The sequence below is a fragment of the Cellulomonas pasadenensis genome (assembly GCF_047229365.1).
Lineage (GTDB): Bacteria > Actinomycetota > Actinomycetes > Actinomycetales > Cellulomonadaceae > Cellulomonas.
In genome coordinates, this window is the sequence record NZ_JBFTEP010000104.1 from 1 (window position 1) to 13,009 (window position 13,009).

General features: G+C 73.5%; 12 protein-coding genes. 9 read left to right on the forward strand and 3 right to left on the reverse strand.

The features are described from left to right. Positions 1–1,814 (reverse strand): DNA helicase RecQ (gene recQ / locus AB6N23_RS13750; protein ID WP_412866588.1); only part of this gene is annotated, 1,814 nt, incomplete at its 3' end. 173 nt (positions 1,815–1,987) lie between these two features. Here recQ and AB6N23_RS13755 point away from each other — a divergent pair. From AB6N23_RS13755 to AB6N23_RS13770, 4 genes are all read left to right on the forward strand, one after another. Beyond that, the gene (locus tag AB6N23_RS13755; protein ID WP_412866589.1) at positions 1,988–2,809 is read left to right on the forward strand and encodes an SDR family NAD(P)-dependent oxidoreductase; all 822 of its coding nucleotides are present in this window, start codon (positions 1,988–1,990) and stop codon (positions 2,807–2,809) included. A 47-nt stretch (positions 2,810–2,856) separates the two neighbouring features. Further along, positions 2,857–3,432 (forward strand): orotate phosphoribosyltransferase, encoded by a 576-nt coding sequence (gene pyrE / locus AB6N23_RS13760; protein ID WP_412866590.1) that lies wholly within the window; start codon positions 2,857–2,859, stop codon positions 3,430–3,432. A gap of 13 nt (positions 3,433–3,445) precedes the next feature. Further along, positions 3,446–4,150, forward strand: coding sequence for a hypothetical protein (locus AB6N23_RS13765; protein ID WP_412866591.1), 705 nt, complete (start codon positions 3,446–3,448; stop codon positions 4,148–4,150). 114 nt (positions 4,151–4,264) lie between these two features. Further along, entirely contained in the window at positions 4,265–4,834 is a 570-nt protein-coding gene (locus AB6N23_RS13770; RefSeq protein ID WP_378206220.1) for a LemA family protein, read from the forward strand. A gap of 48 nt (positions 4,835–4,882) precedes the next feature. Here the strand turns inward: AB6N23_RS13770 and AB6N23_RS13775 are convergent, their stop codons facing one another. Further along, positions 4,883–5,656 (reverse strand): HAD-IIA family hydrolase, encoded by a 774-nt coding sequence (locus AB6N23_RS13775; RefSeq protein ID WP_412866592.1) that lies wholly within the window; start codon positions 5,654–5,656, stop codon positions 4,883–4,885. A 4-nt stretch (positions 5,657–5,660) separates the two neighbouring features. Further along, the gene (locus tag AB6N23_RS13780; protein WP_412866593.1) at positions 5,661–6,515 is read right to left on the reverse strand and encodes a VTT domain-containing protein; all 855 of its coding nucleotides are present in this window, start codon (positions 6,513–6,515) and stop codon (positions 5,661–5,663) included. Between the two features lie 149 nt (positions 6,516–6,664). On the opposite strand from AB6N23_RS13780, the gene AB6N23_RS13785 reads away from it, so the two are divergent. The 5 genes from AB6N23_RS13785 (at position 6,665) to arfA (ending at position 12,771) form a co-directional block, all read left to right on the forward strand. After that, positions 6,665–7,723, forward strand: a complete 1,059-nt coding sequence (locus tag AB6N23_RS13785) for a LacI family DNA-binding transcriptional regulator (protein WP_412866594.1) — start codon at positions 6,665–6,667, stop codon at positions 7,721–7,723. A 159-nt stretch (positions 7,724–7,882) separates the two neighbouring features. After that, positions 7,883–9,262, forward strand: a complete 1,380-nt coding sequence (locus AB6N23_RS13790) for an extracellular solute-binding protein (RefSeq protein ID WP_412866595.1) — start codon at positions 7,883–7,885, stop codon at positions 9,260–9,262. Positions 9,263–9,306: 44 nt separating this feature from the next. Next, the gene (locus tag AB6N23_RS13795; RefSeq protein WP_412866596.1) at positions 9,307–10,257 is read left to right on the forward strand and encodes a carbohydrate ABC transporter permease; all 951 of its coding nucleotides are present in this window, start codon (positions 9,307–9,309) and stop codon (positions 10,255–10,257) included. Further along, positions 10,254–11,180 carry a carbohydrate ABC transporter permease gene (locus AB6N23_RS13800; RefSeq protein WP_412866597.1) on the forward strand — a complete coding sequence of 309 codons (927 nt, stop codon included), beginning with the start codon at positions 10,254–10,256 and terminating at the stop codon, positions 11,178–11,180. The genes AB6N23_RS13795 and AB6N23_RS13800 overlap by 4 nt, the downstream gene beginning before the upstream one ends. 49 nt (positions 11,181–11,229) lie before the next feature. Continuing rightward, on the forward strand, positions 11,230–12,771 hold the full coding sequence (gene arfA, locus AB6N23_RS13805; RefSeq protein ID WP_412866598.1) for an arabinosylfuranosidase ArfA: 1,542 nt from the start codon (positions 11,230–11,232) through the stop codon (positions 12,769–12,771). Positions 12,772–13,009 lie beyond the last annotated feature (238 nt).

Consider the following 13,009-nt stretch of genomic DNA (forward strand, 5'->3'; position numbering starts at 1 on the left):
GAACGTCCACCGCGCGCCGAGCGTGCGCACCCACCGGATCTCCGTCTCGATCGACCCGACCGCCGCCGCGCGCCGCGCAGCACGTCCGCCGACGCCGGGGTGATCCGCAGCGTGCCGTACCCCTGCGTGTCGACCGCGAGCAGCTCCGCCGCCAGCAGCTGGCGCACCACACCGCGCCACTCGCCGTCGGACAGGTCCTGCCCGATCCCGAACGTCGACAGCTGCTCGTGCCCGAGCTGGCGCACGCGCGGCGTCTCCTTGCCGCGCAGGATGTCGACCACGTGCCCGACGCCGTACCGCTGCCCGCGCTGGTCGAGGCGCACCACCGTCGACAGCAGCTTCTGCGCGGGCACCGTCCCGTCCCACGACTCGGGCGGCTCGAGGCACGTGTCGCAGTTGCCGCACGGCCCGTCCGACGGCTGGCCGAAGTACGCGAGCAGCTGCACGCGGCGGCAGTCGACCGTCTCGCAGAGCGCGAGCATCGCGTCGAGGTGCTGCGTGAGGCGGCGGCGGTGCTCGGCGTCGCCCTCCGAGCCGTCGATCATCTTGCGCTGCTGCACGACGTCCGCGAGCCCGTACGCGAGCCAGGCCGTCGACGGCAGCCCGTCGCGACCCGCGCGGCCGGTCTCCTGGTAGTACCCCTCGACGGACTTCGGCAGGTCGAGGTGCGCGACGAACCGCACGTCCGGCTTGTCGATGCCCATGCCGAACGCGATGGTCGCGACCATCACGAGGCCGTCCTCGCGCAGGAAGCGCGACTGGTTCTGCGCGCGCACCCGGCGGTCGAGCCCCGCGTGGTAGGGCAGCGCCGCGACGCCGTTGCGGGCCAGCCACTCGGCGGTCTGCTCGACCGACGCCCGCGACAGGCAGTAGACGATGCCCGCGTCGCCGTCGTGCTCCGTGCGCAGCAGGTGCAGCAGCTGCCGGCGCGGGTCGTCCTTGCCGACGATGCGGTAGCGGATGTTCGGGCGGTCGAAGCTCGCGACGAACTGGCGTGCGTCCTCCAGCTGCAGGCGCTGGCAGATCTCGCGGTGCGTCGCCGGGGTCGCCGTCGCCGTCAGCGCGATGCGCGGCACGTCCGGCCAGCGCTCGTGCAGGACCGAGAGCTGCAGGTAGTCGGGGCGGAAGTCGTGTCCCCACTGGCTCACGCAGTGCGCCTCGTCGATCGCGAAGAGCGCGACGTGCCCGCGCTCGAGCAGCGCGAGGGTCTCCGGCACGCGCAGACGCTCCGGCGCGAGGTACAGCAGGTCGAGCTCGCCCGCGAGGAACGCGTCCTCGACGGCGCGCCGCTGCTCCCGCTCCTGCGTCGAGTTGAGGAACCCGGCCCGCACGCCCAGCGCCGACAGGGCGTCGACCTGGTCCTGCATGAGCGCGATCAGCGGGGACACCACGACGCCCGTGCCCTCGCGGACCAGCGCCGGCACCTGGTAGCACAGCGACTTCCCACCGCCGGTCGGCATGAGCACGACCGCGTCGCCACCGCCGACGACCGTGTCGACGACCGCCTCCTGGTCGCCGCGGAACGCGTCGTACCCCCACACGCGGTGCAGCACCGTGCGCGCGTCGCCGTGCGAGGGCGCCGGCCGACCGGGCTCCCGCGCTGCGGCGGGCTCGCGGGAGACGGGCGTCGCCGCACGTCGGGTGCGTGCGGCGGCCGCGTCGCCCGGTGCGCCCGGGACGTCCCACGGGTCGGCGGGCGGCTCCCACGCGTCGGCGGGCGGCTCGACGTCCCACCACGGCGGCTCGTCGCCACCGGCGAACGGGTCCGCCGGGACGTCCGGCGGCGCGTCGGGGGAGGTGGGGTCCGGCAGCACCCGACCACCCTACGAGCCCCGGCCCCGGCGCGGTGGCCGCCCGGCGGACCTGTGGACGCCGGCGACCCGGCCTGCCGTCACACGACCCGGCCTGCGCTCGCGCGACCCGCCCGCCGTCGCGCGAGCGCCCGACGCGCCGCGCGGGCCCCGGCAGGTTCCGTAGGGTGGCGCCCATGGGAACCGCACTGGTCACCGGGGCGAGCGCCGGCCTCGGCCTCGAGTTCGCCTGGCAGCTCGCGACGGCCCGGCACGACGTCGTGCTCGTCGCCCGCGACGAGCAGCGCCTCACGCGCCTCGCCCGCCAGCTCGAGGCGGCCGCCGGCGTGCACGCCGAGGTCCTCGTCGCCGACCTGACGGACCGCGCCGACGTCGAGCGCGTCGCCGACCGCCTGCGCGCCACCGAGCGCCCGGTCGGCCTGCTGGTCAACAACGCCGGCTTCGGCATCCACCAGCGCTTCGTCGGCGGCGACGTGCGGCGCGAGGAGGAGGGCCTGGACGTCATGGTCCGGTCCGTCATGGTGCTGTCGCACGCGGCGGCCGGTGCCATGGTCGAGCGGGGCCGCGGCGCCGTCCTCAACGTCGCGTCCGTCGCCGCGCTCCTCGCCTCCGGCACGTACTCCGCCCACAAGGCGTGGGTGCGCTCGTTCACCGAGGGGCTCGCGGTCGAGCTGGAGGGGACCGGCGTCACCGCCACCGTGGTCTGCCCGGGCTTCACGCACACCGAGTTCCACGCGCGCGGGGACATCGACACGAGCGCGTACCCCGAGGTGGCCTGGCTGGACCCCGAGGACGTGGTGGCGACCGCGCTCGCCGACGTGCGCCGCGGCGTCGTCATCTCGACCCCGAGCCTGCGGTACAAGGCGACCTCGGCGCTCGTCCGGGTGCTGCCGCGGTCCGCGGTCCGGGCGATCGGGCGCTACCGGAAGGGCGTCGAGCTGCCCGACGAGCCGACGGCGGCGGAGGCCGCGGACACGGACCGGGCGCGCACGGACTGAGCGGGCACGCGCCGGCCAGGCGGCCGCGCGTCGCTACTCTGTCCGCCGTGACCTCCGACCTGTCGCCCACCCCGCGCGAGCAGCTGCGGGACCTGATCGTCGAGCTCGCCGTCGTGCGCGGGCGCGTGACGCTGTCGTCGGGCCGCGAGGCCGACTACTACGTCGACCTGCGCCGCGCGACGCTGCATCACCGCGCGGCCCCGCTCATCGGGCACCTCATGCTCGACATGCTCGAGGAGGCCGGGCTCGGCACGGCGGAGGTCGACGCGGTCGGCGGGCTCACGCTCGGCGCGGACCCCGTGGCCACCGCCCTGCTGCACGCGGCCGCGTCGCGCGGTCAGGACCTCGACGCGTTCGTCGTCCGCAAGGAGGCGAAGGCGCACGGCATGCAGCGGCGCATCGAGGGCCCGGACGTCGCCGGGCGCCGCGTCGTCGTCGTCGAGGACACGTCGACGACCGGCGGCTCCCCGATCGCCGCGGTCGAGGCCGTGCGCGAGGCCGGCGGCGAGGTGCTGGGCGTCGCGACGATCGTCGACCGGGCCACGGGCGCGCGGGAGAAGATCGAGGCGCTGGGTGTGCCGTACCACCCCCTGCTCGGCCTGACGGACCTCGGCCTGGCCTGAGCGCAGCCCTGCGATGGACTCCGCGCTCGTCGTCCTGCTGCTCGCCGTCGGTCTGCCGACGTTCGTCGCGCTCGCGTGGTGGCTGCAGAAGAAGCGCCACGAGCAGCTCGCCGCGTGGGCGGCCGCCACGGGGTGGGAGTACGTGCGCAGCGACCCCGGCCTGGGCCTCGTGCGGCTGCACCGCAACCAGCCGTTCGAGCAGGGGCACAGCCGGCGCGTGTCCGAGGTGCTGACGGGCCGCTGGCAGGGCGTCCCCGCCGTGTCGTACACGTACGAGTGGTCGACGGGCAGCGGCAAGGAGAAGAAGACGTACCACGCGCACGTCGTCGCCCTCGCGCTGCCGGCGTACCTGCCGGTGCTCGAGCTGACCGCCGAGGGCGTGGGCGCGCGGATCGCGAAGGCGCTCGGCGCACGCGACATGCAGACCGAGTCGGTGGCCTTCAACGACGCGTACCGGGTCGTCGCCGGCGACCAGCGCGTGGGGCACGCGATCCTGCACCCGCGCCTCATGGAGCGCCTGCTGCAGGACGACGCGCTCGGCACCGACTGGCGCATCGAGGGCACGTGGATCGCGTCGTGGCGCACGGGCCGCACCGACACCGCACGCATCGCACCGCGCCTCGGCGTGATGCACGCGGTGGTGCGCGGCGTGCCGCGGCACGTCTGGCAGGACCACGGGTACGACCCGCTGACGCACGGCGCTGCGCCGAACGGCTGAGCCACCAGCTGCCGTGCCCCGCGCGGCGGCGCCGCGTCCGCGTGCGCGGTGCCGGCGGCGGCCCGGCGGTCGGTACGATCCGGTGACCGTCCCGACCCCTGCGGAGGCATTCCCGTGACCGGTGGCACCATCGCCCTGCTCGTCGTCGTCGCGATCGTCGTGATCGTGCTGCTGTGGGCGGTGGCGCAGTACAACGGCTTCGTCCGGCTGCGGAACCTCGTGCAGGAGGCGTGGCGGCAGATCGACGTCGAGCTGCACCGCCGGCACGACCTCATCCCGAACCTCGTGGAGTCGGTCAAGGGGTACGCCGCGCACGAGCGCGCCGTGTTCGACGAGGTCACGCGGGCGCGTGCCGCCGCTGCCGGGCCCGCCGCGGGTCCCGCGCAGCAGGCCGCGCAGGAGAACCAGCTGACGGCCGCGCTCGGCCGCCTGTTCGCCGTCGCCGAGGCGTACCCGGCGCTGCGCGCCAGCGAGAACTTCCAGCAGCTCCAGGCCGAGCTGACGAACACCGAGGACCGCATCGCCGCCGGCCGCCGGTTCTACAACGCGAACGTCCGGGCGATGAACACGAAGGTCGAGACCTTCCCGCCGAACATCATCGCGAACATGTTCGGCTTCACCCGCGCCGAGTACTTCGAGGCCGAGGACCCGCAGCTGCGCCAGGCGCCGACCGTCAGCTTCTGACGCCCGTCCCGGCGTCGGCCCCCGACGCGCTCGGACGAGCCCGACCGCTCAGACCAGCTCGACGAGGTCCGCGACCGAGTCGAGCACGGCGGTGGGCCGGAACGGGAAGCGCTCGACGTCGCTCGCGCGCGTCGACCCCGTGAGCACGAGGTACGTCCGCAGGCCGGCCTCGATGCCGGCGACGACGTCGGTGTCCATGCGGTCGCCGACCATGACCGTCGTCTCGGAGTGCGCGTCGATGCGGTTGAGCGCCGACCGGATCATCATCGGGTTGGGCTTGCCGACGAAGTAGGGCTTGCGCCCGGTCGCGGCACTGATCATGGCGGCCACGGCGCCCGTCGCGGGCAGGTCGCCCTCGGCGCTCGGGCCGGTGACGTCGGGGTTCGTCGCGATGAACCGCGCGCCGCCCTGGATCAGGCGGATGGCCTGCGTGATCGCCTCGAACGAGTACGTGCGGGTCTCGCCGAGCACGACGAAGTCCGGCTGCGCCGCCGTGAGCGTGTACCCGGCCTCGTACAGCGCCGTGGTCAGGCCTGCCTCGCCGATGACGTGCGCGGACCCGCCCGGCATCTGGTCGGTGAGGAACTGCGCGGTGGCGAGGGCCGACGTCCAGATCGCCTCCTCCGGCACGTCGATACCGGTGGCGGCGAGCCGCGCACGCAGGTCGCGCGGCGTGAAGATCGAGTTGTTCGTGAGGATGAGGAACGGCCGCCCCGCGGCCTGCAGCGCACCGACGAACTCGGCGGCGCCCGGCAGCGCCGTGCCCTCGTGCACGAGGACGCCGTCCATGTCGGACAGCCAGGAGCGGATCTCACGGGTCATGCGGCTACGCCTCCTCGGCGGTGCGGCGGGCGAGGCGCTCGTCCTCGGGGGCGTCGCCGACGGTGCCGGGCACGGCGGGCGTCGTCGCCCGGCCGAAGGCCTCGCGCTCCACGGCGGCGCGCTCGGCGGCCTCGTCGAAGCCGGGGTCGCGGCCCTCGACCGTCCGCCCGGCACGCTCGGCGCGGCGTGCGCGCCAGACCTCGACCACGACAGGCAGCACGGAGACGCCCACGATCAGGATCAGCAGCGCCTCGATGTTCTCCTTGATGAAGGAGAAGTTGCCCAGCCAGTAGCCGAGCAGCGTCACGCCGACGCCCCAGAGGAGCGCCCCGACGACGTTGTACGACACGAAGTGCCGGTAGCTCATCCGGCCGACGCCCGCCGCGACGGGGGCGTACGTGCGCACGAACGGCACGAACCGCGCGACGATGATGGTGCGGCCGCCGTACCTGTCGAAGTACGCGTACGTCTGGTCGATGTACTTCTGCTTGAAGAACCGCGAGTCGGGCCGCGAGAACACCTTCGGCCCGAGGCGTCGGCCGATCGCGTAGGCGACCTGGTCACCGAGGAACGCCGCGAGGAACAGCAGCAGGCACAGCACCCAGATGTTCAGCTGCAGCGAGTCCTGCGCGACGAGCGCCCCGGCGGTGAACAGCAGGGAGTCGCCCGGCAGGAACGGGAACAGCAGACCCGTCTCGACGAACACGACGGCGACGATGCCGATGAGGGCCGCCGTGCCGAACGACGCGATGAGGTTCTCCGGCTGGAGGAACTCGGGCCCCAGCGCGGGCACGGGCCCGCCGGCGAGGAGGGCGGCGTCGGGGGACAGGGCGGCGGCGAGGACCGTCGTCGTCAGCATGCCCCCAGGGTACGGGGCGCCGCGGGAGCGTCGGGCCCGGTTCGTCCCGGTGCGGCGGCGATGGGCGGGTGGCGACGGCCCGATCTGCGGCGCGCCCGCCCCGTGCGGTTCCATAGGGGTGCCCGTGACCGTGGACGAGGAGGCGGCGGATGCGCCCGACCGTGAAGGACGTCGCCACGCGGGCGGGCGTCTCCCCGAAGACGGTCTCGAACGTCATCCACGGCCGCGTCTTCGTGCGTCCCGAGACGCGCGAGCGCGTCGAGCGGGCGCTCGCCGAGCTCGACTACGTGCCCAACCTCGTGGCGCGCGGCCTGCGCAGCGGCCGGTACGGGCTCATCGCGCTCGCGCTGCCCGACCTGTCGACGGCGTACTCCGCCGAGCTCGCCCACCACTTCGTCGAGGAGGGGCACGCGCGGGGGTGGGGCGTGCAGGTGGAGGAGACCGCGGCCGAGCCGCGGCGGGAGCGCGAGCTGCTGTCCCGCGCCCGCTCGCAGCTCGTCGACGGGCTCGTGCTCAACCCCGTCTCGATCGAGGACTCCGTGCTGGCGGACCACGTGGGGCTGGGCCGCGCGCCGCTGCCGCCGACCGTGCTGATCGGCGAGGTGGAGCAGGACCGCACGGACCAGGTGGGCGTCGACAGCGTCGCGGCGGCGCGTGCCATGACGGCGCACCTGCTCGCGACGGGCCGGCGGCGGGTCGCCGTGGTGGGTGCGCCCGCGCCCGACGAGACGGCGGCCGCGCGGCAGCGGACCGAGGGGTACCGGCAGGCGCTGGCGGCGGCCGGCGTGCCGCACGACCCGGCGCTCGAGGTGCCCGTGCCGGCGTGGACCACCGAGGCGGCCGTCGCCGCGGTCGCCGCGTTCCTGGACCGTGCGCCGCTGCCCGACGCGTTCTTCTGCTTCACCGACTCGATGGCGCTCGGGGTGCTCGGGCTGCTGTGGCAGCGGGGCGTCCGCGTCCCCGAGGACGTCGCGGTGGCGGGCTTCGACGACGTCGCCCCCGGGCGGTACGCGGTGCCGCCGCTCACGACGGTGTCGTTCGACCTGCGCGGGTTCGTCGCGACGACGCTGGACCTGCTGGGCGAGCGCATCGAGGACCGCGACCGCGCCCCGCGCCGGGTGCTGGTGCCGCACCACGTGGTCGTGCGCGCCAGCACGGGCGGGCGTGCGGCGGTCGCGCACGTCGACGGCCGGCACGCGGGCGTCTGAGCGCGTCACCCGTCCGGCGTGTCCGGTCCCTCCTACTTGTCCGAGCGTTCTAACGATGTAACGATCGGGTGGTCGGCGACGGAGCCGCAGGTCGGGGAGGACCGTGCGGCGCCGTCGCCGGCGACGACGGACCGTGATGTCTCACGAAGGAGTGAGGACATGAGCCTGCGACGACCCCTGCGCCCAGCCGCCCCGCCGCCCCCCGTGGCGGGTCGCCCGCCGGACCCCGGCGGCCTCACGCGCCGTCAGGTGCTGCTCGGCTCGCTCGCCGCGGCCGGCGGCGTCGCCACGATCGGCGTCCTCGGTGGGTGCAGCCCCGCGGCGGTGGCCGCAGGGGGTGCCCGGCCGCTGTCGTACTGGCACCTGCTCAGCGGCGGCGACGGGGTCGTCATGGCCGGGCTCGTCGAGGAGGCCAACACGCTCGGCCACGGCTACGAGGCCACCCAGACGGTGCTCGCGTGGGGCGCGCCGTACTACACGAAGCTGGCCATGGCGAGCGTCGGCGGGCGCGCCCCCGACGTCGCCGTCATGCACGCGTCCCGCGTCGCCGGGTACGCACCGGGCGGCCTGCTCGACCCGTGGGACCTCGACATGCTCGCCGACGTGGGCGTGCAGGAGGGGGACTTCCTCGAGCGCGTCTGGCAGAAGGGCACGCTCGACGGCGACGTGTACTCGATCGCGCTGGACTCGCACCCGTTCGTGCTCATGTACAACACGGACGTCGCCGCGCAGGCCGGTGCCCTCGGCCCCGACGGGAAGCTCGTGCCGATCGAGGACCCCGAGACGTTCCTCGAGGTGGCGCGCGCGATGCAGGGCGTCACGGGCGGCCACGGCGTCGCGTACGGGTACCTCGGCGACGGCGCCCAGATGTGGCGGCTCTTCTACACGTTCTACAAGCAGCACGGCGCGGAGTTCGACCTCTCGGGCGACCGGGCGAAGGTCGACGTGGACGCGGCCGTGTCGTCGCTCGAGTACATCCAGCGGATGCTCGACGGCACCGTGGCCACGCCGAACGGCGACTACGGGACGGCGGTCTCGGAGTTCGCGTCGGCCGAGGCCGGCATGTTCCTCACCGGCGTGTGGGAGCTGCCGACCATGAAGGCCGCCGGGTTCGGCCTCGACGCGCAGCCGATCCCGACGCTGTTCGGCACGCCCGCGGCGTACGCCGACTCGCACGCGTTCACGCTGCCGCACCAGAGCAACCCGGACCCGGAGCAGCGGCGGGCGGCGTACGAGTTCGTCGCGGACCTGCTGAAGAACTCGCTGCCGTGGGCGGAGGCCGGGCACATCCCGGCGTTCCAGCCGGTGGTCGAGAGCGACGACTACGCGCAGCTGACGCCGCAGGCGAGCTACGCGCCGGCGGCCGAGATCCTCAACTACGACCCGGAGGCCTGGTTCACCGGGTCGGGGTCGGACTTCCAGAACTACTTCCTCGAGACCGTGCAGAACGTCTTCCTGCAGGGCGCCGACCCGCGGGCCGGCTTCGAGGCGTTCGTCCGACGCATCGACGTCCAGCTCGCCAAGCCGAACCCGGTCTGACCCGGTCCGGAGCTCCGTCCCCGATCCGACGAAGGAGTCCGATCGTGTCCTCAGCAACACTCGGTGCCCGGACCGGCGACGCCCGCACGGGCACCGCCGCGCCGGCGCGCACCGTCAGCAGCCACCAGCGCAAGCGCGACACCCGCATCGGGTGGGCGTTCGTCGCGCCGTTCGTGGTCGTGTTCGCGATGTTCCTGCTCTGGCCCCTGCTGCACGGCCTCTGGCTGAGCTTCACGGGCGAGAGCATCACCGGCGCCGGGGGCGACTTCCTCGGGTTCGCCAACTACGCCGAGGCCCTGTCCGACCCGATCATGTGGCGCTCGATGCTCAACACCGTGTGGTTCACGGTGCTGTCCACCGTGCCGCTCGTGCTCGTCGGGCTCGTCATGGCGCTGCTCGTGTTCCAGGGCCTGCCGGGGCAGTGGCTGTGGCGGCTGTCGTTCTTCATGCCGTTCCTGCTCGCGTCCACGGTGGCCGCGCAGTTCTGGATCTGGATGTACAACCCGCAGCTCGGGCTGGTGAACGCCCTGCTCGGCGTCGTCGGCATCGAGGGCCAGGCGTGGCTGCAGGACACGCGGTGGGCGATGCTCGCCGTCGTCGTCGAGACGCTGTGGTGGACCGTCGGGTTCAACTTCCTGCTCTACCTGACGGCGCTGCAGAACATCCCCGAGCAGCAGTACGAGGCGTCCGCGCTCGACGGCGCCGGGCGGTGGCGGCAGCTGTGGGCCATCACGCTCCCGCAGCTCGGCCCGACCACCGTGCTCATCGTGATGCTGCAGGTCCTGGCCTCGCTCAAGGTGTTCGACCAGATCTACATCATGACGCAGGGCGGTCCGGGCGGCGTCACGCGGCCGGTCGTCCAGTACATCTTCGAGTCCGGCTTCACCGGCTACCGGTTCGGCTACGCGTCGGCGATCGCGTACGTGTTCTTCGCGGTCATCATCATCATCTCGGTCGCGCAGCTGCGGTTCACGTCGCGGAGGGACCACGCATGACCACCACCGTCGCACCCCAGCCGAACGCCGCCTACCGGCCCGGCCCGCGGCGCACCGGGCGCCTCACCGCCGCGGCGAACCTGCGCGTCGGCGAACGCTTCGCCAGCCCCGGCCGCATCGTCGCGATCCTCGCGCTCGTCGTCATGGCCGTCACGTGGCTCCTGCCGTTCGTGTGGGCCGTGATCACGTCGTTCAAGTCCGAGGCCACGGCCGCGGCGACGCCTGTGACGCTGCTGCCGCCCGACGGCTTCACCACCGACGCGTACGCCAACGTGCTGCGCGAGGGGAACGTCCCGCTGTGGACGTGGAACAGCCTGCTCACCGCGACGGCCATCACGATCGCCACGCTGGCCGTGTCGGCGCTCGCCGCGTACGCGCTGGCGCGCATCGACTTCACCGGCCGGAAGTGGCTCTTCTACCTGATCATCGCGTCGATCATCGTGCCGCCGCCGGTGCTGATCGTCCCGCTGTTCTACGAGATGCTCGCGCTGAACCTCGTCGACACGTACTGGGCGATCATCCTGCCGCAGCTCGTGCACCCGGCCATGGTGTTCATCCTCAAGAAGTTCTTCGAGCAGGTGCCCGTCGAGCTCGAGGACGCCGCGCGCATCGACGGCGCCGGCCGGCCGCGCGTGTTCTGGTCGATCGTGCTGCCGCTCTCGCGCCCGATCCTCGCGGCCGTCGCGATCTTCGTGTTCATCGGCGCGTGGAACAACTTCCTGTGGCCGTTCATCATCATCTCGGACGCGTCCCTGATGACCCTGCCCGTCGGCCTGCAGACCGTGAAGAGCGCGTACGGGCTGCAGTACGCGCAGACCATGGCGTCGGCCGTGCTCGCGGCGCTCCCGCTGGTCATCGTCTTCCTCTTCTTCCAGCGGCAGATCATCCGCGGGTTCTCCACGACCGGCTTCGGCGGCCAGTGAGCGCACCCACCTGCACCACCGCACCGAACCGCACCACCCGAGGAGTCCCATGACCCGCGCACGCATCACGCTCGACCGCGACTTCACCGCCGGGCCCGTGCCCCGCCGCCTCTTCGGCTCGTTCGTCGAGCACATGGGCCGCTGCGTCTACACCGGCATCTACGAGCCCGGGCACCCGGCCGCCGACGAGAACGGCTTCCGCACCGACGTGCTCGACCTCGTGCGGGAGATGGGACCGACGGTCGTCCGGTACCCCGGCGGCAACTTCGTCTCCGGGTACGCCTGGGAGGACGGCGTCGGGCCGCGCGAGGAGCGGCCCGTGCGGCTCGACGGCGCGTGGCACACCGTGGAGACGAACGCGTTCGGGCTGCACGAGTTCGTCGACTGGGCGCGCGTCGCCGACGTCGAGGTCATGGAGGCCGTCAACCTCGGCACGCGCGGCGTCGAGGCGGCACGTGCGCTCGTCGAGTACGCCAACCACCCCGGCGGCACGGCGTGGTCGGACCTGCGCCGCAGGAACGGGCACGAGGAGCCGTTCGACATCCGCCTGTGGTGCCTCGGCAACGAGATGGACGGCCCGTGGCAGATGGGCCAGAAGACCGCGGAGGAGTACGGGCGCATCGCGACCGAGGCGGCGAAGGCCATGCGGCTCGTCGACCCGACGGTCGAGCTCGTCGCGTGCGGGTCGTCGAACTCCGGCATGCCGACGTTCGGGTCGTGGGAGCAGACCGTCCTGCGGCACGCGTACGCGTACGTCGACTACGTCTCGGCGCACGCCTACTACCAGGAGACCGACGGCGACCACGGCTCGTTCCTCGCGTCCGCCGTCGACATGGACTACTTCATCGAGTCCGTCGTCGCGACCGCCGACGCCGTGCGCGCGGCCGGCAAGCACCGCAAGCACGTCCACCTCTCGTTCGACGAGTGGAACGTCTGGTACCAGACCGGCAAGGAGACGCCCGACCAGCCGCACGTCATCGAGCGCGAGGCCGTGTGGCGCGAGCACCCGCGAATCATCGAGGACGAGTACGGGGTCACCGACGCGGTCGTCGTCGGGACGCTGCTCAACTCGCTGCTGCGGCACGGCGACCGCGTCAAGATCGCCAACCAGGCCCAGCTGGTCAACGTCATCGCGCCCATCCGCTCGGAGGAGGGCGGGCCGGCGTGGCGGCAGAGCATCTTCTGGCCGTTCGCACGCACCGCCGCGCTCGCCCGCGGCGAGATCCTGCGGCCCGTCGTGCGGTCCGACCGGTACGAGGCCGAGAAGTTCGGCGACGTCGACCTCGTCGACGTCTCGGCGACGTGGGACGAGGAGGAGGGCCGGGTGGCGCTGTTCCTCGCGCACCGCGGGCTCGACGACACGGCGGAGGTCTCCCTGACCCTGCGCGGCTGGTCGCTGGGGCGGGTCGTGCGGTCCGAGGTGCTCGACGTGCCCGAGGGTGGGGACCGGTGGACGGCGAACACGCAGGAGCGTCCCGACGCCGTCGGCCTGCGCGAGCTCGACGGCGTGCAGGTGGACGGCGACGGCGTGGCGCTGCGCCTGCCGCCGCTGTCGTGGGCGGTCGTGCAGGTGGAGGCGACGCCGGCCTGAGGCGGTGGACGGGGCGCTCCGCCCGGGCTGACCGGGCTGCGGGCGGGGGGCGACCGGGTCCCGGGCGGAGGGGCGGACCGCGTCTGCCGCCCGTCGGCCGGCCGGGATGATGGCGGCATGAGCACGGAGGGGACCGACGGAGCGAGGCCGGGCGGGGCGGCGCCGGGCGGGGCGGCGCCGGGCGGGACGCTGCCCGCTCTCTCTAATACACAACAGACACTCCCGACGATACAAAGAA